20 protein-coding genes are annotated in these 22,069 nt (G+C 71.4%); 7 read left to right on the top strand and 13 right to left on the bottom strand.

Annotated features, from left to right (window positions below):
- Positions 1 to 3: 3 nt before the first annotated feature.
- From O7635_RS17610 to thyX, 3 genes are read right to left on the bottom strand one after another with little or no spacing between them, the layout of a single operon-like run.
- Positions 4 to 1,692 carry a ribonuclease J gene (locus tag O7635_RS17610; RefSeq protein WP_278081516.1) on the bottom strand — a complete coding sequence of 563 codons (1,689 nt, stop codon included), beginning with the start codon at positions 1,690 to 1,692 and terminating at the stop codon, positions 4 to 6.
- Positions 1,689 to 2,612 (bottom strand): 4-hydroxy-tetrahydrodipicolinate synthase, encoded by a 924-nt coding sequence (gene dapA / locus O7635_RS17605; protein ID WP_278081515.1) that lies wholly within the window; start codon positions 2,610 to 2,612, stop codon positions 1,689 to 1,691. Before dapA ends, O7635_RS17610 begins: the two co-directional genes overlap by 4 nt.
- Positions 2,613 to 2,663: 51 nt before the next feature.
- Positions 2,664 to 3,407 carry an FAD-dependent thymidylate synthase gene (gene thyX / locus O7635_RS17600; RefSeq protein ID WP_278085510.1) on the bottom strand — a complete coding sequence of 248 codons (744 nt, stop codon included), beginning with the start codon at positions 3,405 to 3,407 and terminating at the stop codon, positions 2,664 to 2,666.
- A gap of 133 nt (positions 3,408 to 3,540) precedes the next feature.
- Between thyX and O7635_RS17595 the strand changes: the two genes are divergently transcribed.
- From O7635_RS17595 to O7635_RS17585, 3 genes are read left to right on the top strand one after another with little or no spacing between them, the layout of a single operon-like run.
- Positions 3,541 to 4,077, top strand: coding sequence for a toxin-antitoxin system HicB family antitoxin (locus O7635_RS17595; RefSeq protein WP_278081514.1), 537 nt, complete (start codon positions 3,541 to 3,543; stop codon positions 4,075 to 4,077).
- 35 nt (positions 4,078 to 4,112) lie between these two features.
- Positions 4,113 to 4,904: a DUF4097 family beta strand repeat-containing protein gene (locus tag O7635_RS17590; RefSeq protein WP_278081513.1), complete on the top strand. Its 792-nt coding sequence runs from the start codon at positions 4,113 to 4,115 to the stop codon at positions 4,902 to 4,904.
- A gap of 14 nt (positions 4,905 to 4,918) precedes the next feature.
- Positions 4,919 to 5,065, top strand: a complete 147-nt coding sequence (locus tag O7635_RS17585; protein WP_278081512.1) for a hypothetical protein — start codon at positions 4,919 to 4,921, stop codon at positions 5,063 to 5,065.
- A gap of 3 nt (positions 5,066 to 5,068) precedes the next feature.
- On the opposite strand, the gene O7635_RS17580 is transcribed toward O7635_RS17585, so the two are convergent.
- Entirely contained in the window at positions 5,069 to 5,683 is a 615-nt protein-coding gene (locus O7635_RS17580) for a GNAT family N-acetyltransferase (RefSeq protein WP_278081511.1), read from the bottom strand.
- A 34-nt stretch (positions 5,684 to 5,717) separates the two neighbouring features.
- Between O7635_RS17580 and O7635_RS17575 the strand changes: the two genes are divergently transcribed.
- A complete protein-coding gene (locus O7635_RS17575) occupies positions 5,718 to 6,902 on the top strand; it encodes a glycosyltransferase 87 family protein (protein WP_278085509.1) in 1,185 nt (394 codons plus the stop codon).
- On the opposite strand, the gene O7635_RS17570 is transcribed toward O7635_RS17575, so the two are convergent.
- Complete coding sequence (locus tag O7635_RS17570) at positions 6,846 to 7,391, bottom strand: GNAT family N-acetyltransferase (RefSeq protein ID WP_278081510.1); 546 nt, start codon at positions 7,389 to 7,391, stop codon at positions 6,846 to 6,848. The genes O7635_RS17575 and O7635_RS17570 overlap by 57 nt on opposite strands.
- Before the next feature lie 73 nt (positions 7,392 to 7,464).
- Between O7635_RS17570 and O7635_RS17565 the strand changes: the two genes are divergently transcribed.
- Positions 7,465 to 8,685, top strand: coding sequence for a crosslink repair DNA glycosylase YcaQ family protein (locus tag O7635_RS17565; protein WP_278081509.1), 1,221 nt, complete (start codon positions 7,465 to 7,467; stop codon positions 8,683 to 8,685).
- Between the two features lie 5 nt (positions 8,686 to 8,690).
- Positions 8,691 to 9,233 carry a DUF2752 domain-containing protein gene (locus O7635_RS17560; RefSeq protein WP_278081508.1) on the top strand — a complete coding sequence of 181 codons (543 nt, stop codon included), beginning with the start codon at positions 8,691 to 8,693 and terminating at the stop codon, positions 9,231 to 9,233.
- Here the strand turns inward: O7635_RS17560 and coaD are convergent.
- The 5 genes from coaD to O7635_RS17535 form a co-directional block, all read right to left on the bottom strand.
- Entirely contained in the window at positions 9,214 to 9,666 is a 453-nt protein-coding gene (gene coaD, locus O7635_RS17555; RefSeq protein ID WP_278081507.1) for a pantetheine-phosphate adenylyltransferase, read from the bottom strand. The genes O7635_RS17560 and coaD overlap by 20 nt on opposite strands.
- Positions 9,667 to 11,085: 1,419 nt before the next feature.
- Positions 11,086 to 11,949, bottom strand: a complete 864-nt coding sequence (locus tag O7635_RS17550) for a carbohydrate ABC transporter permease (RefSeq protein WP_278081506.1) — start codon at positions 11,947 to 11,949, stop codon at positions 11,086 to 11,088.
- Positions 11,937 to 13,076 carry a sugar ABC transporter permease gene (locus O7635_RS17545; protein ID WP_278081505.1) on the bottom strand — a complete coding sequence of 380 codons (1,140 nt, stop codon included), beginning with the start codon at positions 13,074 to 13,076 and terminating at the stop codon, positions 11,937 to 11,939. Before O7635_RS17545 ends, O7635_RS17550 begins: the two co-directional genes overlap by 13 nt.
- A 5-nt stretch (positions 13,077 to 13,081) precedes the next feature.
- Positions 13,082 to 14,332, bottom strand: coding sequence for an extracellular solute-binding protein (locus tag O7635_RS17540; RefSeq protein ID WP_278081504.1), 1,251 nt, complete (start codon positions 14,330 to 14,332; stop codon positions 13,082 to 13,084).
- Between the two features lie 29 nt (positions 14,333 to 14,361).
- Positions 14,362 to 15,345, bottom strand: coding sequence for a LacI family DNA-binding transcriptional regulator (locus O7635_RS17535; RefSeq protein ID WP_278081503.1), 984 nt, complete (start codon positions 15,343 to 15,345; stop codon positions 14,362 to 14,364).
- 192 nt (positions 15,346 to 15,537) lie between these two features.
- On the opposite strand from O7635_RS17535, the gene O7635_RS17530 reads away from it, so the two are divergent.
- Positions 15,538 to 17,556, top strand: coding sequence for a glycogen debranching N-terminal domain-containing protein (locus O7635_RS17530; protein ID WP_278081502.1), 2,019 nt, complete (start codon positions 15,538 to 15,540; stop codon positions 17,554 to 17,556).
- Positions 17,557 to 17,573: 17 nt separating this feature from the next.
- Here O7635_RS17530 and dapB read toward each other — a convergent pair whose 3' ends face one another.
- Genes dapB through O7635_RS17515 form a run of 3 tightly spaced genes read right to left on the bottom strand, consistent with a single transcriptional unit; the run spans position 17,574 to position 22,061 of the window.
- Positions 17,574 to 18,332, bottom strand: coding sequence for a 4-hydroxy-tetrahydrodipicolinate reductase (gene dapB / locus O7635_RS17525; RefSeq protein WP_278081501.1), 759 nt, complete (start codon positions 18,330 to 18,332; stop codon positions 17,574 to 17,576).
- A gap of 10 nt (positions 18,333 to 18,342) precedes the next feature.
- Positions 18,343 to 19,689: a pitrilysin family protein gene (locus O7635_RS17520; RefSeq protein ID WP_278081500.1), complete on the bottom strand. Its 1,347-nt coding sequence runs from the start codon at positions 19,687 to 19,689 to the stop codon at positions 18,343 to 18,345.
- Positions 19,690 to 19,691: 2 nt separating this feature from the next.
- Complete coding sequence (locus O7635_RS17515; RefSeq protein WP_278081499.1) at positions 19,692 to 22,061, bottom strand: polyribonucleotide nucleotidyltransferase; 2,370 nt, start codon at positions 22,059 to 22,061, stop codon at positions 19,692 to 19,694.
- Positions 22,062 to 22,069: the final 8 nt, after the last annotated feature.

Here is a 22,069-nt window from a genome sequence, read left to right as displayed (position 1 = left end):
CCGTCAGACCTCGACGACCGTCGGCACGATCATCGGCCGGCGCCGGTAGGCGTCGTTGACCCAGCGCCCGACCGTGCGGCGGACCACCTGCTGGAGCTGGTGCGGGTCGGTGATGTTGTCGGCCGCCGCCCGGTTGAGGGCCTCGGTGATCAGCGGGATGACCTGGTCGAAGGCCTCCGGGTTCTCGGAGAAGCCCTTGGCCGACACGGCCGGGCCGCCGACCACCTTGCCGGTCACCGAGTCGATCACCACGGTGGCCGCGATGAAGCCGCCGTCGCCCAGCATCCGGCGCTCGGTCAGCAGCGACTCCCCGATGTCGCCCACGGCCAGGCCGTCGACGTAGACGTAGCGGCTCTTGACGTGCCCGACGAGCCGCGCCTGGCCGTCGACCAGGTCGACCACGTCACCGTCTTCGCAGAGCACGACGTTTTCCGGCGAGATGCCGGACTCGACGCCGAGCCGGGCGTGCGCCCGCAGGTGCCGCCACTCGCCGTGCACCGGGAGCAGGTTGCTCGGGCGCACGACGTTGAGCAGGTAGAGCAGCTCGCCGGCCGGCGCGTGACCCGAGACGTGCACCTTGGCGACGTCCTTGTGGATCACGTTGGCGCCCGCCCGCGAAAGCTGGTTGATCACCCGGTAGACCGAGGTCTCGTTGCCCGGCACCAGCGAGCTGGCCAGCACGACGGTGTCGCCCTGGGCGACGGTGATGTGCCGGTGGTCGCCGGTGGCCATCCGGCCCAGCGCGCTCATCGGCTCACCCTGCGAGCCGGTCGACATCAGCACGATCCGCTCGGGCGGGGCCTGCATCGCGTCGTCCATGCCGACGACCAGGCCCGGCTCGATCCGCAGCAGGCCCAGGTCGCGGGCGATGCCCATGTTGCGCACCATCGAGCGCCCGATGAACGCCACCTGGCGGCCGTGCACGGCGGCGGCGTCGAGCACCTGCTGCACCCGGTGCACGTGCGAGGCGAACGAGGCGACGATGATCCGGCCGCGGGCCTTCGCGAAGATCGCGTCGAGGACCGGGCCGATCTCGCGCTCGGGTGTCACGAAGCCGGGGATCTCGGCGTTGGTCGAGTCGGAGAGCAGCAGGTCGACGCCCTCGGCGCCGAGCCGCGCGAAGCCCGCCAGGTCGGTCAGCCGGCCGTCGAGCGGCAGCTGGTCCATCTTGAAGTCGCCGGTGTGCAGCACCAGACCGGCCGGGGTGCGGATGGCCACCGCCATCGCGTCCGGAATGGAGTGGTTGACCGCGAAGAATTCGACGTCGAACGGGCCCAGCCGCTCGCGCCGACCCTCGGTGACGGTCAGCGTATAAGGCTCGATCCGCCGCTCCTGCAGCTTGGCCTCGACCAGCGCGAGCGTGAACTGCGAGCCGACCAGCGGGATGTCGGACTTGTGGGCGAGCAGGTAGGGCACCGCGCCGATGTGGTCCTCGTGGCCGTGGGTCAGCACGATCGCCTGGACGTCGTCGAGCCGGTCGATGATCGGCCCGAAGTCGGGCAGGATCAGGTCGACGCCCGGCTGCTCGACGTCGGGAAACAGCACGCCACAGTCGACGATCAGCAGCTTGCCGTCGAATTCGAAGACGGTCATGTTGCGGCCGATCGCGCCGAGGCCGCCGAGCGGGGTGACCCGCAGGCCGCCCGCCGGCAACGGCGGCGGGGGTTCGAGCTCGAGGTGCGCCAGGGTCATCGGGCTGCCCCGACTGCCGGGAACTCCAGCCCGCACGCGGCGGCGTCGGCCCGCAGCTGCGCGACCTGCTCCGGGGTCGCGTCGACCAGCGGCGAGCGGACCGGTCCGGCCGGCAGGCCCTGCAGCGCGAGGCCGGCCTTGACCAGGATCGTGCCCTGAGTGCGGAAGACGCCGGTGAACAGCGGCATCAACCGGCGGTGCAGCGCCAGGGCCTGCGCGACGTCGCCGCGCGCGTACGCCTGGATCATCTGCTTGGTCTGCGGACCGGTGAAGTGGGTGGAGGTGCCGACGATGCCGACCGCGCCGACCGACAGCGCCGGCAGCGTGGTGACGTCGTCGCCGCTGTAGTAGGCGAGGTCCGTGCGGGCCAGCACCCACGAGGTCGCGGTCAGGTCGCCCTTGGCGTCCTTGACGCCGACGATGCGCGGGTGCTCGGCCAGCCGGACCAGCGTCTCGGTCTCGATCGGCACGCCGCTGCGGTGCGGGATGTCGTAGAGCAGGATCGGCAGCCCGCTGGCCTCGGCGACCGCGACGAAGTGGCGGTGGAGCCCGGCCTGCGGCGGCTTGTTGTAGTACGGCGTCACGACGAGCAGGCCGTGCGCGCCGGCCTTCTCGGCGCCGAGCGCGAGCTCGATCGTGTGCCGGGTGTCGTTGGTGCCGACGCCGGCGAGCACCTTGGCCCGGTCGCCGACCGCCTCGACGACGGCGCGGACCAGGGCCTCCTTCTCCGCGTCGGTGGTGGTCGGCGACTCGCCGGCCGTACCGTTGATCACCAGCGCGTCGTTGCCCTGCTCGTCGACGAGGTGGACCGCCAGGCGCTGGACGCCGTCGAGGTCGAGCGCGCCGTCGGAGGTGAACGGCGACACCATGGCCGTGATCAGCTCACCGAACGGCCGCGCGGCAGAGTGCTCCTGCGTCATGCTGACAAACCTAGCGGACGCCTGGTCGGCGCCGGTCTCGTCCGGTCGTGTTTACGAGCGCTCCGCATAGGGGCTGCTCGCGACCTCGGTGCCGTCAGCCAGCGTGGTGATGGTGAAGTCGGCGAAGACGTTCGGCGCGACCCGCTGGAGTTGGCGCAGGCACTCGACGGCCACCTCGCGGATCTCGACGTCGGCGGCCTCGGTCGCGCGCAGCGCGACGAAGTGCCGCCACGCTCGGTAGTTGCCGGTGACGACGATCCGGGTCTCGGCCGCGTTGGGCAGCACCGCGCGGGCCGCCTGGCGGGCCTGCTTGCGCCGCAGCGTGCCGTTGGCCTCGTCGGCGAACTTGTGCTCGAGCCCTTCGAGCAGCTCGTTGTAGGCCCGCACGCTGGCCTCGGCCGCCTCGACGAAGGTCTTGTGCAGGTCGGGGTCCGAGGCGATGACCTCGGGCTCGACCATCGCCGCGTCGCGACCCGGCACGTAGCGCTGGGAGAGCTGGCTGTAGCTGAAGTGCCGGTGCCGGATCAGCTCGTGGGTGAACGAGCGGGAGACGCCGCTCAGGTAGAAGGTCACCGAGCCGTGCTCGAGCACCGAGAGGTGGCCGACCTCGAGGATGTGCGCGAGGTAGCCGGCGTTGGTCGCGGTGGCCGGGTTCGGCTTCTTCCACGACTGGTAGCAGGCCCGGCCGGCGAACTCGGCGAGCGCCTGGCCGCCGTCGGCGTCGGTGCTCCAGGGCACGTCCTCCGGGGCCTCGAACTGGGTCCAGGCGATGATCCTGACCTGCGGCGGAACGATCTCAGGCACGGCGCCCCCTCTGCCTCGCGCGACTCGGCAGACTCTAACCCCCGGCCGGCCCGGTCGGGTCGGCGACACCACCGTGCCGTCACTAAGGCTTGCGGTGACGTCATCCTGATGGCATAGTGACGTCATGGACATCGCACCATTCGTCGACAGCCTCCGCCGCGATCTCAACGCGGCCGCAGCGCCCGGCGGACCCGACGTGGCCCGCGCGGCCGAGCTGCTCAGCGGCTCCATCGACGCCGCCGCCCGGCTCGCCCTGCTCGACGCGCTCGCCCAGGCCGCCGACGAGGTCACCACGAAGCTCAGCGCGGCCAGCGTCGAGCTCCGGCTGCGGGGCCGCGAGCCGGAGCTCGTGGTCACCGAGCACCTGCCCACGCCGCCGGCCCCGCCCGCGCCGCCCGCTCCCCCGCCGCCGCCGGGTGGCACTGCGACGTCAGGTGACGTCAGCGGTGACGTCACCCGGATCACGCTGCGGCTGCCCGAGGGCCTGAAGGACGCCGCCGAGCGTTCGGCGGCCGCCGAGGGCATCTCCGTCAACGCCTGGCTCGTCCGGGTGATCAGCGCCGCCGTCGCCGGCGGAGGCCCGCAGGCCGCCCCGCCCGGCGGCTGGACCACTCCGCCCGGCCGCGGTCGCCGGCACATCACCGGCTACGGCCGGGCCTGACCTCCTCGATCCCCCTCGCCAGAAGGAGCTTCACCATGCCCGAGTTCCCCGTCGACGGCCCGATCACCGTCGCCTTTCGGGTCGACGCCGGTTCGGTCGACGTCATCGCCGAAGAGCGCGCCACCGCGGTCGTGGAGGTCACGCCCGGATCCCGCTCCAACGAGTCCCGCCGGCTCGCCGACGAGACCACCGTCGAGCTCCAGGGCGACACGCTGTCCATCGTCACCCCGACCCAGAGCGGCTTCCGGCTGCGCGGCGGGCAGGTGGCGGTCCGGGTGCACGTGCCGATCGACAGCACGGTCAGCGGCAAGACCGCCTCGGCCGACGTCACCTGCCAGGGCCGGCTCGGGGGCGTGCAGGTCGACGCCGCCTCCGGTGACATCCGTGCCGAGCACGTCGGCGGCGACGCCGTCGTCGGCACCGCCAGCGGCGACGTGCGGCTGACCCGGGTCGACGGCCACCTGCGGTCCAAGGGGGCCTCCGGCGACCTGCGGGTGCAGCAGGTGGGCGGCAGCTTCGTCGGCAAGTACGCGAGCGGTGACGTCCAGGTCGACGAGGTCGCCGGCGACATCTCCGTCGAGAGCGCCTCCGGCGACGTCACGATCCGCAAGGCCCAGCGCGGCACCGCCCGGATCAGCACGGCGTCCGGTGACGTCAGCATCGGCGTACAGGCCGGCACCGGGGTCTGGTTCGACGTGCACACGCTCTCCGGCGACACCCGCAACGGCCTCGACATGGCCGACCCGCGGACCGACGACACCAACGGCAACCAGCTCACCCTGCAGCTCCGCACGATGAGCGGCGACATCGACATCCACCGCGCCTGAGAGAGGACACCATCATGTACGAGAACCCCGCGCACCTGCTGTCCATCGCCCACGACCGGCAGCGCGCCATGCGCCGCACCGCCGCTCGCCGCCACCTGGCCGTCCGCGTCGCCCGCGCGATGCGCCGTGACCGCGACGACGGCGGCAAGCCGCAGAGCTGACCGTCAGCCGACCCCCGAGGACCCCTGGCCTGTGCCGGCGGGTCCTTCGGGCTGTTCCTGCTCCGCCGTCAGGTCGACGTGCAAGCGGAGCTGATAGACCAGCATGTCCTCGACGTCGAGGGCCCGGCCCGCGCCGTCCGGCGCCCAGCCGGCCGAGGTCAGGAACTTGCGGGTGGCCGCGTCACCGTCGTACGCCCAGGCCACCGCGCCGGTGAAGCCGTCCTCGCGCCAGAGGTCGACGCTGGCGGCCAGCAGGCGGCTGCCGTGGCCGCGCCGACCCCACCGGGGCTCGACCAGCAGGTCCGTGACGGCCGCCACATCCTGCGGCAACGGCGGCTCCTCCGGGGCGAGCGCCTGCTCGTCGGCGGGGCCGGAGGCGGCAAAACCGACCAGATACGATTGTTCGGCCTGCTCGACGGCCACCAGCACCCGGTGTCGCGGCGACGGCGGCTGCTCGACCGCGGCGCTCCAGCGCTCGGCGATCCACGCCTCGTCCAGACTGTCGAGCACGGTTCGGGGCAGCATCCGCCGATAGGCGACCCGCCAGGTCGCGACCTGGATGCGTGCGATCTCGCCGGCGTCCTCGGGACGCGCCGGGCGGACGTACCCGAGTGCCATGAGTGGTCAGCCTACGGAGTGGGAGCACGGCGTGATCGAGCGGGCCGCGCGCCGGCAGGTGGCGATCGTCGCCGGGCTGGCCGTCGCCGTCGCCGTGTTCCTCGCGCTGTTCGCGATGCGGCACGGCTTCTTCGACCTCAAGGTCTACTACGGGGCGGTCAACTACTGGATCAACGACCACGGCATGCTGTACGACTTCCTCAAGCCGAACAGCAAGTACGGCTTCACCTATCCGCCCTTCGCGGCGATCGCGATGGTGCCGATGGCCGTGGTCCCCTGGACGCTGGCCATCCTGATCAGCCTCGGGCTGTCGTTCGCGGCCACGTACGCCCTGCTCCGCTGGCTCGTCCTGCCGATCGCCCACCGCTACGGCTGGACCCCGTGGTTCGTCCTCGCCGTGGCGTTCCTGCTGATCGCGGCGTTCGAGCCCTACCGCGAGACGATCACCTTCGGCCAGGTGAACCTGCTGCTGATCTTCCTGGTCGCGCTCGACCTGCTGGTGGGTCTGGCCGGTGGCCGGCGCTGGGCCGGCGTGGGCATCGGGCTGGCCACGGCGATCAAGCTGACGCCCGGGGTGTTCATCCTCTATCTGCTGGTCACCCGGCGCTGGCGGGCGTTCTTCGTCGCCTCGGGCACCGCCGCGGTGGCGACGCTGGCGGCCGCCGCGGTCGACCCGGGCGCCTCGCGGGTCTTCTGGACCGACGCGCTGTTCGACACCAACCGGGTGGGCTCGCTGGCCTTCGTCTCCAACCAGTCACTGCAGGGCATGGTCGCCCGGTTGTCGCCGGAGCACCCGTCGTCGCTGGCCTGGCTGGTCCTGGTCGTGGCGACGCTGGCGGTCTGGGCCCGGCGGGTGCGGTCGGCGTCGCTGGTCGAGGGGCTGGCGCTGACCGGTGTGCTGGGCTGCCTGATCAGCCCGGTGACCTGGGTGCACCACCTCGTGTGGCTGCTGCCGGCGCTGATCCTGCTGGTCGACGCGGGGCTGCGCGCTTCCGGCCCCCGCCGCCGGTGGCTGCTGGGCGCCGCGGCGGTCGCTTATGCCGTGCTGTGCAGTCGCTTGGTCTGGGCCTGGGAGCACGGGTTCGGCGGCGTCGACGGGTTCCTGTTCAGCAACGCGTACGTCTGGATCTCGCTGGCGTTGTTGCTGTTCCTGCCGTTGCGGTCAGTCGAGGCGCCGGGCGTAGCGGAGCTCCGGCAGGAGCACCGGGTCGCCGCCTGAGCGCAGGTTGACGGCGTAGGCGGCGCGCTCGCCGTCGGGGCGGAAGCCGGCGGCCTCGTAGAAGCGCCGGGCGCGGGTGTTGGCGTCGAGCACCCACAGCCGGACCTCGTCGTAGCCGCTTTCGCGCAGGTCGTCGAGGGCGGCGGCGAGGAGCGCGCGGCCGACGCCGGTGCCGACCCGCTCGGGGTCGAGATAGATGGCCAGCAGCTCGCCGATCGTCGGGTCGACGTTGGTGCGGTCCTGCTGGTGGCGGTAGGGGCCGACAGTGGCGAACCCGACGATGGCGTCGTCCGGGCCGTCGGTGGCGACCAGGGTGTGGAACTGGGTCGCGCCGTGCCACTCGCGCCGCTTCGCCGCCCGCTGGCCCGCGTCGAGGGCGTCGAGGACCTCCGCGGGGATGATTCCCGCGTAGCCGACCTGCCAGGCCCTGACGTGCAGCGCGGCGATCTCCGGGATGTCGGCGAGCGTCTCGGAGCGGATGGACACCATGGGTGGATGTCTATCGCACGGCGGCGCACCGCGGCTGGCATTTTTGTCGTAGGGGTCGGCTAGCGTCCATGCCGTGGCACTCGAGTCGTTGTCATTGGCCCAGGCGCGCCGGATCGCGCTGGCCGCGCAGGGTTTCACCGACCCGGCCCCGACCGGCGTGCCGACCGCACGCCACCTGCGCCGGGTGCTGGGGCGCACCGGCCTGCTCCAGATGGATTCGGTCAACGTGCTGCAACGGGCGCACTACCTGCCGCTCTACAGCCGGCTCGGCCCCTATCCGACGGGGCTGCTCGACCGGGCGGCCTACCAGCGGCCGCGGATGCTGTTCGAATACTGGGGCCACGAGGCGTCGCTGATCCCGGTCGAGCTGCAGCCGGCGCTGCGCTGGCGGATGGCCCGCGAGCATCAGTGGGGCGGCCTGCGCCGGTTCGCCGACGAGCAGCCTGAGCTCATCAAGTGGGTGCTCGACGAGGTGCGCGAGTCCGGCCCGCTGACCGCGGCCGAGATCGAACGCGACGAGCCGCGTGACAAGTCCAACTGGGGCTGGAACTGGTCGTCGGTCAAGCAGGCGCTCGAATACCTGTTCTGGGCGGGCGAGGTGAGCGCGGCATCGCGCAACTCGTCGTTCGCCCGGGTCTACGACCTGCCCGAGCGGGTGCTGCCGGCGGCGGTGCTGGCCGCGCCGACGCCGTCGGAGGCCGAGGCCCACCGCACCCTGGTCTCGGTCGCCGCGCGCTCGCTGGGCGTGGCGGCGGAATACGAGCTACGCGACTACTTCCGACTACCCGTGGCCGGCGCCCGCGCGGCGATCGCCTCGCTGGTCGACTCGGGTGACCTGCTCCCGGTCAAGGTCGAGTCGTGGAAGCAGCCGGCCTACCTGGACCCGGCGGCCAAGCTGCCCCGCTGGGTCCGCGGTGACCGTCTGATCAGCCCGTTCGACCCGCTGGTCTGGGAGCGCGCCCGCACCGAGCGCCTGTTCCACTTCACCTACCGCATCGAGATCTACGTCCCGGCGCCGCAACGGGTCTACGGCTACTACGTCCTGCCGTTCCTGCAGGGCGACCGCTTCACGGCCCGGGTCGACCTGAAGGCCGACCGCAAGGCTGGCGTCCTGCGCGTCCCCGCGGCCTGGGCAGAGCCCGGCATCGACCGGGTGGCCACAGCCCGCGCCCTGGCTCTTGAGCTCACGCGCCTGGCCGGCTGGCTCGACCTGACGTCGGTCGCGGCCCCGGACGGCGGCGACCTGGCCGGCCCCGTCGGAGCCGCGCTGGCGAGCGAGGCCGGTGTACCGTGACGACCATGACGCCCCCACCCGGCCCGGCTGCGGCCCCCGAGGCGTCTGCCGAGCCGGAGGGCCCGGTCTTCCTCCCGCCGTCGTCCTACGCCCCGTCCCGCCGGGGCCGCGTGGCCCGCGCCTACCTGCGGCTGGTCGACCGCATCCCCACCTGGGTGGCGCCGCTGGCGGTCCTGGGCTGCATCGGCGGCGCGGTCGGCTACACGCTGGTCAGCAACCCGACCGACAGCGCCCCCGACGCCCCACCGACCTGCGTCCTCAAGCTGACGACGGGCCTGGACTGCCCGGGCTGCGGCGGCACGAGAGCAGCCTGGTACCTCTTGCACGGCGACCTGGGCGCCGCCGCCCGCCACCACCTGCTCTTCGTGTTCGCCGTCCCGTTCCTGATCTACCTCTACGTGGCCTGGGCCGTCCAACGCACCACGGGCCGCAAACTCCCGCAGCTACGCATCCCCCCGATGGCCATCGTCATCTTCATGGGCGGCTGGCTGGCCTTCTCAATTCTCCGCAACCTCCCCTGGGCGCCCTTCAACTGGTTCTACGTTTAGCCGCCGAAGCCCGCACCGCGGTGGACGAGATCGTCATCAGCTCCGCACGCGCCGGCAGCAGCAAGGTCGTCACACCCAACGCCTCATTCATCGCGGCAAGCTCGCTTTCGTGCACCCAGTCGCCCGAGACCCGAACGCCACGAACAATCGCTTGACAGCTGAAGCGGTGACAGTAAGCCGCGGTCAGCCCGTGCCAAGCCTCCACAGCGACGTTGTCCCAGCCGGCAGGCAGGACGGCACGGATCGCGCTCGCCCGCACCGACCCCGCCTGACTGGGCCGCTTGACCTGATTGACGGCGACAAGCACGGTAACGAAATCAAACATCCGCCGCGCCCGGTCAACAACGTCGAAGTGCCCCGGCGTGAAGGGGTCGAACGTTCCGGGATAGACCGCTCTGGCTGGCCGAGCACTGCCACCAGCTCCATCGGACACCGGCCAAGGGTATGCGAGCGACGAGCAAGGTCGGTGGCCGCGATGGTGAGCGGCGCTGACGACCGCCAGGCGGCGTTGGACCGCGCTGGCTCGGGTCCGCGGGGGTCGGGCCCGTGACGAGTCAAACCGCGCGCAGCAACGGCTTTGACTGCGTCGCGCCCCAAGCTGCTTGATGCCCGCAGTCGCATCGTCATGAACTCGTCAGGTCTGATGGGGCTATGCGCTAGGTCAGGCCATGCCTGGTCCCGGCCGTGCGCTGGGGTCCGGCCGTGCCCGGGGCAGGCCATGCGCCGGGTCGACCGTGCCCTGGTCCGCCTTTTGCCCGGGTCGGGCGATGCCCAGAGTCCGGCCTTGCCCAGGTCGGGCCTTGCCCAGGTCAGGCCATGCCCAGAGTCCGGCCTTGCCCAGGTCGGGCCATGCCCAGACTCCGGCCTTGCCCAGGTCGGGCCATGCCCAGAGTCCGGCCTTGCCCAGGTCGGGCCATGCCCAGACTCCGGCCTTGCCCAGGTCGGGCCATGCCCTGAAGCTGCTGGGTGAGACCTGCGTGAGCCGAGCCGTGCCTTCGCCCGGGCCCGGCCGTGCATCGGAGCCTGCCGTGGGTCGAACCGTGCCGCGAGTCAAAACTGCCCTGGTGGCTGGGTCCGGCCTGTTGCCCCGGGTCGAGCCATGCCCAGGGTGCAGTCCTTTGCCCGGCTCAGGCCATGCGCTAAGTCCGGCCTGGCCCGGGTCGATTCCCGCGGCCGAATCGGAACTCGCCCCGCGCCGGACCGTGCGCCGCCCGCCGTGCTCGGGTCCGGCCTTGCCCTGGCGTCAGGTGGGCCGCCTCCGGCGAAGCTGCTGGATGAGACCTGCGGTGAGTCGAGCCATGCGGTCGCCCGGACCATGCCGTGGACCGAACCCCGCCGTAGGTCAAACCGTGCCGCGGGTCAACCTGCCGCGGGTGACCTTGCCCGATACATGTTTCTTGAAGCGACGCCACCGCAGTGGCGAAACCGGCCTGGCGCTGTTCGCGCCTCGCGCACGTGTCGGTGATCCCGCAAGTGGCGCGACCATCAGGCCACGAGACCACCCTTGGCCCACCCCTCTCCCCGGAGGCAGGGGGGTGGAGGTCCTCGTCGGGCGTAGCCCGGCACCAATCAGGATCTCCGGATGGGGACAAGGTGGAGCGCCCCACCGGACGAACGACCTTGTCCCCATCCGGAGATCCTGATGCCCTGAGGCGAAGCCCGACGAGGACCTCCACCCCAACCACGAGCCGCAACCACCGACGACCTACCCGCCCCGCACGGGGCAAGGGCGCAGACAGCGACCGCGTCCAGCCGCGGGCCCAGCAACCAAAGCCCAGCGGCCGGGGGGCATGTCCCAAAGGCGCACATGCTTTCGCATGTAGCTACACGCGAGCGCATGTCCGCCAGGGACTCAGCCCTTCTCCGCACCTTCCGTGGCGCCACGCACGAAATACCGCTGGAAGATCGCGAAGATGATCGCCACAGGAATCGTGGCCAACAGGGCCGCGGCCAGCTTCAACGGATATTGCGTGCCAGCGCCCAGCGACCCCGAGACCAGATTGGCCACCCCACGCGGCAGGGTGAACAGCGACGGATCCTGAACCGCGACCAACGTATGCGGGAACTCGTTCCACGTCCCCTGGAACGACAGGATCGTCAGCGTGATCAGCGCCGGCCGAGCCATCGGCAGCACCACCGACCAGAACGTCCGGAACACCCCCGCGCCGTCGATGCGGGCCGCCTCTTCCATGCTCAAGGGGATCGATTCGAAGAACTGTTTCATGATGAAGACGCCCGCGGCGTCGACCAGTAACGGCAGGATCAGCGCCGTATAGGTGTCGTAGATCCCCAGCTGGTTGAGCACCAGGAACTTCGGGATGAAGAGCACGACCCCCGGCACCGCCATGATGGCCACGATCGTCGCGAAGATCGCGCGACGGCCACCGAAGCGGAGGCGGGCCAGGGCATAGCCGGCCAGCGAGTCCAGGAAGACCCGGCCCACCGTGACCACCACCGTGATCAGGGCCGAGTTGCCCAGCCACAGCGGGAAGTCACCCTCGAGAAGGCGGGTGAACGCCGCCGACGTCAGCGGCGACGGAACAGGCGACAGCGGGTTCGCGGCGGCGTCCGGCTCCGTCTTGAACGAGTTCGCCAGTTGGATCACGAACGGATAGATGAAGACCAGCCCGAAGAAGATCAGGATGGCGTACCCGACGACGGTGTTGACCAGGCCGCCGTGTCGGCGGCGGCGGGCCGTCGGCGTCAGCGTAGCCATCGGAACCTCCGGCGGGGCTCGTCGCGGTCGCGCATGATCCAGCGTTGGGCCAGCGTCAGCAGCACGATGATGAGGAAGAGGACGAACGAGATGGCGGCGCCCTGGCCGTACTCGAAGTCCTTGAAAGCGGTCCGGTAGGAGAGGAACGCCGGGGTCAGCGTGGTCTTCGCCGGGTTGCCCTGGCTCATCACGTAGATCTGGTCGAACACCTGCCAGGTGCCGATCAGGCCGAGGGTGAGCACCAGGAACATGGTGGGCTTGAGCAGCGGCAGCGTCACATAGCGGAAGCGCTGCCAGCGGGTGGCGCCGTCGAGCTCGCTGGCCTCGTCGAGGGCGACCGGCATGCTCTGCAGCGCGGCCAGGAACATGAGCATGAACGTGCCGGACGTCGTCCAGATGACCAGCGCCATGATCGCGCACATCGCGACGCTGGGCCCGGACAGCCAGTCCCACCAGGTCAGGCCGAGCGGTCCGCCGCTGGTCAGGGCCGCGGGCGGGTTGTCGACGCCGACGCCGCTCAACAACAGGTGGATCAGCCCGCGCGCGTCCGAGAACCACGCCGGTCCCCGGATCCCGAACATCGACAGGATCCCGTTGATCGCGCCCGAGTTGGCGAACATGAACAGAAACACCACGCTGATCGCCACGGAGCTGGTGACCGACGGGAAGTAGAAGGCCGTGCGGAAGAAGCCCTTCCCCTTCAGCATCCGGTTGTTGACGATCAACGCCAGCCCGAGCGCCAGCGCGGTCTGCACCGGCACCACGATCGCCACGTAGTAGACGTTGTTGCGGATGCTCGTCATGAAGTCGCGGCGGGCCAGCCCGTCCTGAGCGAACAGCTGCGTGTAGTTGTCGGTGCCCACGAACGGCACCCCCGACTTGAACGGGCTGCCCTGGCCCCGCCAGTCGGTCAGGCTCACCCAGAACGCCATCACGATCGGCAGCAGGAAGAAGATCCCCAGGAGTACGACCACCGGGGCGACGAAGAGCCAGCCGGCGATGCGCTCGTTGGCACGAATGCCCCGAGCCAACCGCCGCGGCCGGCCACCGGTCCCGTCGGTGGCCGGCCGGCCGCCACCCGCGGGCCGGTCATCCCGGTCCGCGGAGGCGGTCGAAACGGTCGACATCTAACTCAGCCGCCCAGGGTCGCCTGGGTGTTCTTCTGCAGCGTCGCGAGCAGCTGCTTCGGGTCGGCGTTGGCCAGCGTGTTCAGCGAGGCGTCGAAGTCGGCCAGGACGCTGTCCATCTTCGGGGCGTTGACCGGGCCCTGCGCGTAGTCGGCGCCGGCGATGAACGCCTGGTCGGCCGGGAACTGCGAGGTGTACTGGTCCTTCGCCGACTGGCGGGACGGCATGACGCCGAACGCCTTGGCGTACGTCATCTGCTGGTCGACCGTGGTCATCGCCTTCACGAAGTCGATCGCCTGCTCCTTGAACTTGCTCTTGGCGGCGATGCCCCAGCAGTTGGTGAACGACAGCGTGCCCTTGCCCGCCGGGCCGGCCGGCAGCTCGTGGACCGTGTACTTGACGTCGGGGAAGTCGTTCGTCATGGCGCCCTTGATCCAGTTGCCCTCGATCGTCATGGCGGCCTTGCCCTTACCGAACGCCTCGCCGCCCCAACCGGCGTCGAGCGACTTGGGGTACGCGGCCAGCTTGTCCTTGAGCAGCTGCTGCACGTAGGTCAGCGCGGCGACGTTCTCCGCGCTGTCGGCCGTGGCCTGCTTGCCGTCCTTGCTGACGATCCAGCCGCCGGACTGCACCATGAAGGCACCGACCCGGTCACGGGTCTCGCCGATGGCCAGCGGCATCGTGCCCTTGGCCTTGAGCTTCTGCGCGGCGGTGGTCAGCTGGTCCCAGGTGGTCGGGATGTCGGCGTCGGTCAGCCCGGCCTTCGTCCACAGGTCAGTGTTGATCTCCAGCGCCAGCGTCGAGAAGTCCTTCGGCGCGCAGTAGAACTTGCCGTCGAAGGTGAACGTGTCCTTGAGGCTCTGGTAGAAGTCGCCCGGGTTGTCGACCTTGTCGCCGTAGGGCTCGAGCGCCCCCACGCTCGCGTAGTCGGCGAACCGGCCGGCGTCGACGTAGAACACGTCCGGCGGGTTGTCGCCGGCCAGCGCCTGGCCGAGCTGTTGGGTGAGGTCCTGGGCCGGGGTCACCGTCGCGGTGTTGCCGCTCCTGCTCGCCCAGGCCGCCGCGGCGTCCTTGACCGCCTTGGTCTCCGCGTCGCCGGAGGACCCGATCAGGATCTGCAGGGCGGCGGGTCCGGCCGACTGCTGGGCGGTGGTGCCGCCGTCGTCGAAGCTGTCGCCACAGGCGGCGGAGGCGAGGAGCGCGCCGGTGGCGATGACCGCCACGGCCGCGCCACGCAGGCCGAGGGTTCGTCTCATGTCGTACTCCCGAGGGGGTTGAAGGGGATTTACGCGGTGGTGCGGACGACCAGCGACGGCTGGAGCAGCACCTGGGTGGTGCCGGACGGACGGCCGTCGAGATGGTCGGTGAGCAGGTCGATGCAGCGGGCAGCGGCCTCCGGCAGCGGCTGGCTGACGCTGGTCAGGCCGATCGCCTGGGCGACGGGGGTGTCGTCGAAGCCCGTGACGGCCGGGTGGCCGCCACCGGCCTGCAGCGCGCCGAGGGCGAGCGAGTCGCTGGCGCAGACGAAGGCGGTCGGCGGGTTCGGCAGGGCCAGCAGGTCGCGGGCGCACTCCGCGCCCTGGGCGATGCCGTCGGCGGCGCCGCGGTCGAGGCCGGCCGGATCCAGCTCGTAGGCCTTCATCGTGCGCTGCCACCCGTCGCGCCGGTCGTCGCCGACGCCGGACCCGGCCGGCCAGCCGACGAACGCGATCCGCCGGTGCCCGGTCTCGATCAGGCGGCGGGTCGCCTGCGCGGTGCCGTGCGCGTTGTCGACGTCGACCCAGGAGTGCCGCTCGGGCTCGTCCCACGGCCGGCCGAACGTCACGAACGGCACGTCACGCTCGGCGAGCCAGAGCGTACGCACGTCGCCGTGGTCGGTGCCGGTCAGCACGAACCCGTCGAGGTCGTAGGAGGCGAGCAGGTTGTCGAAGGTCTTGATCTCGTCGGCGTGGTCGTCGGCCGTGTAGAGCATCACCCGGTAACCGGCGGCGGCGGCCGCGAACGTCAGACCGTGGAGGAACCGGTCGAGCACCGAGCCGTTGATGCCGTCGCGGGTCGGTTCGATACGCACGGCGAGCAGCTGGGAACGCCCGGTGCGCATCTGCCGCGCGGCCTGGTTGGCCCGGTAGCCGAGGGTGGCGATGGCTTCCTCCACCCGGCGGCGCGTCTCGTCCCGCACGATGTGCGGGCTGTTGAGCACATTGGACACCGTTTGCCGCGAAACCTGGGCGTGCGCCGCCACAGTGGCAATGGTGACCTTCTCCGGCATTGTTAACCTTCCGTGACCGGAAAGCAGGTCGACGCGTCAGCGTCGAGATGCTTGAGGACCTTCCGAAATGTGGTCTTGAACGTTCAAAGTCGAAAGTGCATTATTGGATCGTTCAAGTTGCAGGGTTGTTTCGCACTCTGCCGCCGCCATCCCGGCTCTGTCAAGATGGCGCTGAGGTTCACGGGAGATTTCGTGCCAGACCGCAACCTTCAACCGCTGCTCCACGATCTGGTCTCGACGGTGCGGGCGCCGGCCAGCGTCCTGTGCGAACCGTCGGGGCAGATCCGGGCGGTCGGGGTGCAGGGGATGTTCCACGCCGACGTGCGGGTGCTCAGCCGCGCGGAGCTGCTGCTCGACGGCCAACCCGTCGAGCCGGTGGCCACGTCCCCACTCGGTCCGGGCGCGACCGCGTTCGTCGGGTTGGCCCGCTGGCTCGGCGACGACGGACCCGATCCGACGGTACGGGTGACCCGCGAACGCCGCCTCGTCCCGCACGGGCTCGACGAGACCATCACCGTCGCGTCGACCGCCGCGGCCCCGATATCCACCGAGCTCAGTCTCGCCCTCGGCGCCGACCTGGCACCGATCTCGCCGGTCAAGGGCGGCTACGCGGTCGACAACCGGGCCACGCGCGAAGGGCTGCGCTGGTCCGCGGGAAACGTCTCCGTCACCGTGACGGCCGACGGCGCGGCCACCGCCGACGACGGGACCCTGCGCTGGTCGGTGACGGTGCCCCCGCGTGCCGCCGTCGCTGTGTCGTGGCAGCTGCGGGTCGCCGACCCGGCGGCCCTCGTGCGCGAGCCGGCGACACCCGTCGAGTGGTCGCGCCCCACCGTGACCGCCGACGACCGCCGGATCGAGCGCCTGGCCGCCCGCTCCCTCGACGACCTGGAGTCGCTGCGGTTGCGGCTGTCCGCCGGCGCGGGCGAGACGTTCCTGGGCGCGGGCGTCCCCTGGTACCTGACCCTGTTCGGCCGCGACAGCCTCTGGGCCGCCCGGATGCTGTTGCCGCTCGGCACCGACATCGCCGAGGGCACGCTGCGGGTGCTGGCCGCCCACCAGGGCGCGGCCCTCGACCGCGACACCGGCGAGGCGCCGGGCAAGATCCTGCACGAGCTCCGCCGGGCCGACACGAAGGCGTCGCTGCCGGCCGCCTATTTCGGCTCGGTCGACTCCACGCTGCTGTGGATCTCGTTGCTGCACGACGCCTGGCGCTGGGGCATGTCGCCGGCCGCGGTCGAGTCGCTGCTACCGGCGCTGGAAGCGGGGCTCGCGTGGCTGGCCGAACACGGCGACGCCGACGGTGACGGCTTCCTCGAATACATCGACGAGACCGGGCGCGGGCTGGCCAACCAGGGCTGGAAGGACTCCGGCGACTCGATCCGGTTCCGCACCGGCCAGATCGCCACGGCGCCGATCGCGCTGGTCGAGGTGCAGGGCTACGCGTACGAGGCGGCGCTGCACGGCGCGGCCCTGCTCGACGCGTTCGACCGGCCCGGTGGCCAGCGCTGGCGCGACTACGCGGACGCGATGGCGGCCCGGTTCCGCGACACGTTCTGGGTCGACGGCCCCGCCGGTGCGCACCCGGCCCTGGCGCTCGACGGCGACAAGCGACCCGTCGACGCGCTGACCAGCAACGTCGGGCACCTGCTGGGCACCGGCCTGCTCACCGCCAAGGAGTCGGCGCAGGTGGCCGACCTGCTCGCGTCGGAGGCCATGGCCGGGGGCTTCGGGCTGCGCACGATGTCGACGCACGACGCCGCGTTCAGCCCGCTGTCCTACCACTGTGGATCGGTCTGGGCCCACGACACCGCGATCGTCGTCGACCGGCTGGCCCGGGCAGGCCACCCGGCGGCCGCCGCGACCCTCGCGTCCGGCCTGCTGGCGGCCGCGGAGTCGTTCGACTACCAGCTGCCGGAGCTGTTCGGCGGCGACGACCGGGCCGCCCTGGGCCGGCCGGTCCCCTACCCGGCCGCGTGCCGGCCGCAGGCCTGGGCCGCGGCGGCCGGGATCACACTGCTGCACGCGGCGGTCGGCCTGCGCCCCGACGTGCCCGCCGGCACCGTGTCGGTGACCCCGCTGAAGGATGCGCCGCTCGGCGCCGTGTCGGTGCGCGGGCTCCGGATCGGCGAAGCGTCGGTCGACGTGGCAGTGGCGGCGGACGGCACCGCCACGGTAGACGGCCTCCCCACGCCACTGCGCCTGGGATGAGGAAGGCCGCGGCGTTCCTAGTCGAGCAGCGGGTCCAGGCCCACCGTGAGGCCCGGGCGGGTGCGGATCGCGCGGACGGCCAACAGGACCCCGGGCATGAACGACGTGCGGTCGAGCGAGTCGTGCCGGATGGTCAGCGTCTCGCCGACCGTGCCGAACAGCACCTCCTGGTGCGCGACGAGCCCGGTCGAGCGGACGGCGTGCACCCGCACCCCGTCGATGTCGGCCCCGCGCGCGCCGTCGACCTCGTCCTTGGTCGCGTCGGGGACCGGGCCCAGCCCGGCCTCGGCCCGCGCCGCCGCGATCAGGCGGGCCGTGTGGGTGGCGGTGCCGCTCGGGGCGTCGAGCTTGCGCGGGTGGTGCAGCTCGATCACCTCGACCGACTCGAAGTGCCGGGCGGCCTTGGCCGCGAACTGCATCATCAGCACGGCGCCGATGCCGAAGTTGGGCGCCACCAGCACGCCGACGTCGGGCTTGTGGGCCAGCCAGCCGCGTACCCGCTCGAACCGTTGCTCGCTGAAGCCGGTCGTGCCGACGACCGCGTTGATGCCCTGGTCGACGCACCAGTGCAGGTTGTCCATCACCACGTCCGGCGTGGTGAAGTCGACAATCACCTCGGCGCCGGCGTCGGACGCGCTGAACAGCCCGTCGCCCTGGTCGATCATCGCGACCAGCTCCATGTCGTCGGCGGCGTCGACCGCCTTGCACACCTCGACGCCCATCCGCCCGCGGGCACCCAGCACACCGACCCGAATGGGTTCGCGCTCGTCACTCACAGGGGTAACCCTATGAGAACCGGACGTCCCCGTCCTCGAAGGGGCCGATGACGGCGAGCGACATCTCCTGGCCGCACAGCTCGGCCGCGAGCGCGTTGACCTCGTCGATGGTCACCGCGTCGACCTTGGCCAGCAGCTCGTCGACGGTCAGCGGGTCGTCGTAGAGGAACTCGCCCTTGGCCAGTCGGCTCATCCGGGAGCCGGTGTCCTCGAGGCCGAGCACGTAGGAGCCCTTGGCCATCCCCTTGCCCCGCGCGATCTCGGCCGCGGTCACGCCGTCGCGGGCCACCGCGGCCAGCGACCGGCGGGTCAGGTCGAGCACCTCTTCCACCTTGCCCGGCGCGCAGCCCGCGTAGACCGCGAACAGGCCGCTGTCGGCGAACTGGCTGGCGTACGAGTAGACCGAGTACGCCAGGCCGCGCTGCTCCCTGATCTCCTGGAACAGCCGGCTCGACATGCCGCCGCCGAGCACGTTGTTGAGCACGCTCAGCGCGAACCGGCGCTGGTCGAGCCGGGCGATGCCCGCGCCGCCGAGCACGACGTGGGCCTGCTCGCTGTCCTTGTTCGACACCCGGACCTGGCCGCTGCGCAGCCGCACCGCCGGAGTGGCCGGCCGGCGCCCGCGTGGGGCCGCCGCCGGGGTGTCCAGCGGGGTGCCGGCCAGGGCGGCGCGGACCTTGCGTACCACCGTGTTGTGGTCGAGATTGCCGGCGGCCGCGATCACGATCGACGGGGCCACGTAGTTGCGGCGGTAGAACGACTCGATCTGCCGCCGGGTCATCGGGGAGATGGTCTCCTCGGTGCCCGAGATCAGCCGGCCGAGCGGGTGCTTGCCGTAGACGGCCGCGGCGAAGATGTCGTGCACCTCGTCGCCGGGCTCGTCCTCGTGCATCGCGATCTCTTCGAGAATCACGCCGCGCTCGGTCTCGACGTCGGCCGGGTCCAGCACCGAGTTGGCGATCGCGTCGCACATGACGTCGATCGCCAGCGGCAGGTCGGCGTCCAGCACCCGCGCGTAGTAGCAGGTGTATTCCTTCGTGGTGAACGCGTTGGTCTCGCCGCCGACCGCCTCGATCTGCGCCGAGATGTCCAGCGCGCTGCGCTTCTCGGTGCCCTTGAAGAGCAGGTGCTCGAGGAAGTGCGAGCCGCCGGACTGCGCCGGCGTCTCGTCACGGGAGCCGATCGACACCCAGACGCCGAACGACACGCTGCGCATCGCCGGCACCGCCTCGGTCAGGATCCGCAGGCCGGACGGGAGCACCGTGCGCCGGATCGTGCCGCCGAGGGGGTCGGTGGTCAGGGTGCGGGTGACCGCACGGGCCGACGCTTGCGCGCCGGCCCGTTCACGCGCCGTCATTGTCACTGGTGCCGGTTGCGCCGCCGCCGGGGCTCGCCGCCCTCGCCGCCGCCTTCGCCACCGTCACCGCGGCTCGGGCCACGGTCGCCGCTCGGACCACGGTCGCCGCGGTCGCGGTCGCCGCGGTCACGCGGGCCACGGTCGCCGGACCGCGCCGGCGGGCGCTCGGCGGCACCCTCAGCGGGGGCCTCCTCGCCCTCGGCCCGCACCTTGTCGAGGTAGATCTTGCCGCGCTGGTCGATGTCGGCGATCTGGACCTCGACCTTGTCGCCGACGTTGAGGAAGTCCTCGACCTTCTCGACCCGCTTGCCGTTGCCCACCTTGGAGATGTGCAGCAGACCGTCGCGGCCCGGCAGCAGCGAGACGAACGCGCCGAACGCGGCCGTCTTCACCACGGTGCCGAGGAACTTGTCGCCGACCTTCGGCAGCGTCGGGTTGGCGATCCCGTTGATCCGCTCGACGGCGGCCTCGGCCGAGGGGCCGTTGGTCGCGCCGACGTAGATCGTGCCGTCGTCCTCGATGGAGATCTCGGCGCCGGTCTCGTCCTGGATCGCGTTGATCGTCTGACCCTTGGGGCCGATCACCATGCCGATCTTGTCGACCGGGATCTTCACGGTGGTGACCCGCGGCGCGTAGTCCGACATCGAGGCCGGGGCCTCGATCGCGTCGTGCATGACACCGAGGATCGTCGTGCGGGCCTCGTGCGCCTGCTGCAGCGCGCCGGCCAGCACGTCGGACGGGATGCCGTCGAGCTTGGTGTCGAGCTGCAGCGCAGTGACGAACTCCGGCGTGCCGGCGACCTTGAAGTCCATGTCGCCGTACGCGTCCTCGGCGCCGAGGATGTCGGTCAGCGTGACGTATTGCGTCTTGCCGTCGACCTCGTCGGAGATCAGGCCCATCGCGATGCCGGCGACGGGGGCCTTCAGCGGCACACCGGCCGAGAGCAGGGCCAGCGTCGAGGCGCAGACCGAGCCCATCGAGGTGGAGCCGTTGGAGCTGAGGGCCTCGGAGACCTGGCGGATCGCGTAGGGGAACTCCTCGCGAGCCGGCAGCACCGGGATCAGCGCCCGCTCGGCCAGCGCGCCGTGGCCGATCTCGCGGCGCTTCGGCGAGCCGACCCGGCCGGTCTCACCGGTCGAGTAAGGAGGGAAGTTGTAGTTGTGCATGTAGCGCTTGTGCTTCTCCGGGGAGAGCGTGTCGAGCTGCTGCTCCATCCGGAGCATGTTGAGCGTGGTGACGCCGAGGATCTGCGTCTCGCCGCGCTCGAACAGCGCCGAGCCGTGCACCCGGGGCAGCACCTCGATCTGGGCGCTCAGCGGCCGGATGTCGCGGGGGCCGCGGCCGTCGATGCGGACCTGGTCGCGCAGCACGCGGGCGCGCACCTCGCTCTTGGTCACCGAGCGCAGGGCGGCCGACAGCTCCTTCTCGCGACCCTCGAACTGGCCGTCGAGCTGCTCGTGGACCGCGTCCTTGATCCGGTCGAGGGCCTCCTCGCGGTCCGCCTTGCCGGCGATCTTGAGCGCCTCGGCGACCTCGCCGCGGACGGCGTTGGAGACGGCCTCGTAGGCGTCGTCCTGGTAGTCGAGGAACACCGGGAACTCGGCGACCGGCTTGGCGGCGATCTCCGCGATCTCGCTCTGCGCGCGGCACAGCTCGCGGATGGCCGGCTTGGCCGCCTCGAGACCGCCGGCGACGACCTCTTCGGTCGGCGCGGTGGCGCCGTCGGCGACCAGCTTGACGGTGTGCTCGGTGGCCTCGGCCTCGACCATCATGATCGCGACGTCACCGTCGGGCAGGACCCGGCCGGCGATGACCATGTCGAAGGTCGCGCGGGCGAGCTCCTCGTGGGTCGGGAAGGCGACCCACTGGCCGTCGATGTGCGCCATGCGGGTGGCGCCGATCGGGCCGGAGAACGGCAGGCCCGACAGCTTGGTGCTGAGCGAGGCGGCGTTGATCGCGACCACGTCGTAGGGGTGGGCCGGGTCGAGCGCCAGGATGGTCTCGATGACCTGGACCTCGTTGCGCAGGCCCTTGACGAACGACGGGCGCAGCGGCCGGTCGATCAGGCGGCAGGTGAGGATCGCGTCCTCGCTGGGCCGGCCCTCCCGGCGGAAGAACGAGCCCGGGATGCGCCCGGCCGCGTACATCCGCTCCTCGACGTCGACCGTCAGCGGGAAGAAGTCGAACTGCTCGCGCGGCGACTTGCTGGCGGCGGTCGTCGACAGGACGGTGGTGTCACCCAGCTGCGCGATGCAGGAGCCGGGCGCCTGCCGCGCGAGGCGGCCGGTGGTGAAGGTGATCTCGCGGGTCCCGAAGGACCCGTTGTCGATCACCGCGGTGCTGTGCTGGTCGCCGAGTTTGTTCTCGGTCATAGGTGCGT

Source organism: Asanoa sp. WMMD1127, from assembly GCF_029626225.1.
Classification (GTDB): domain Bacteria; phylum Actinomycetota; class Actinomycetes; order Mycobacteriales; family Micromonosporaceae; genus Asanoa.
Note: the sequence above shows the minus strand (reverse complement) of the source record. Positions and strands in the feature narration are given on the sequence as shown.

Excerpts from the sequence above, each read along its gene's own strand:
- O7635_RS17570 (WP_278081510.1), bottom strand. The coding sequence starts at position 7,391 with ATGGTGTCCATCCGCTCCGAGACGCTCGCCGACATCCCGGAGATCGCC.
- O7635_RS17595 (WP_278081514.1), top strand. The coding sequence starts at position 3,541 with ATGGACATCGCACCATTCGTCGACAGCCTCCGCCGCGATCTCAACGCG.
- O7635_RS17535 (WP_278081503.1), bottom strand. The coding sequence starts at position 15,345 with ATGCCGGAGAAGGTCACCATTGCCACTGTGGCGGCGCACGCCCAGGTT.
- O7635_RS17520 (WP_278081500.1), bottom strand. The coding sequence starts at position 19,689 with ATGACGGCGCGTGAACGGGCCGGCGCGCAAGCGTCGGCCCGTGCGGTC.
- O7635_RS17610 (WP_278081516.1), bottom strand. The coding sequence starts at position 1,692 with ATGACCCTGGCGCACCTCGAGCTCGAACCCCCGCCGCCGTTGCCGGCG.
- O7635_RS17550 (WP_278081506.1), bottom strand. The coding sequence starts at position 11,949 with ATGGCTACGCTGACGCCGACGGCCCGCCGCCGCCGACACGGCGGCCTG.
- dapA (WP_278081515.1), bottom strand. The coding sequence starts at position 2,612 with ATGACGCAGGAGCACTCTGCCGCGCGGCCGTTCGGTGAGCTGATCACG.
- O7635_RS17540 (WP_278081504.1), bottom strand. The coding sequence starts at position 14,332 with ATGAGACGAACCCTCGGCCTGCGTGGCGCGGCCGTGGCGGTCATCGCC.
- O7635_RS17560 (WP_278081508.1), top strand. The coding sequence starts at position 8,691 with ATGACGCCCCCACCCGGCCCGGCTGCGGCCCCCGAGGCGTCTGCCGAG.
- O7635_RS17545 (WP_278081505.1), bottom strand. The coding sequence starts at position 13,076 with ATGTCGACCGTTTCGACCGCCTCCGCGGACCGGGATGACCGGCCCGCG.
- O7635_RS17585 (WP_278081512.1), top strand. The coding sequence starts at position 4,919 with ATGTACGAGAACCCCGCGCACCTGCTGTCCATCGCCCACGACCGGCAG.
- O7635_RS17590 (WP_278081513.1), top strand. The coding sequence starts at position 4,113 with ATGCCCGAGTTCCCCGTCGACGGCCCGATCACCGTCGCCTTTCGGGTC.
- O7635_RS17580 (WP_278081511.1), bottom strand. The coding sequence starts at position 5,683 with ATGGCACTCGGGTACGTCCGCCCGGCGCGTCCCGAGGACGCCGGCGAG.
- O7635_RS17515 (WP_278081499.1), bottom strand. The coding sequence starts at position 22,061 with ATGACCGAGAACAAACTCGGCGACCAGCACAGCACCGCGGTGATCGAC.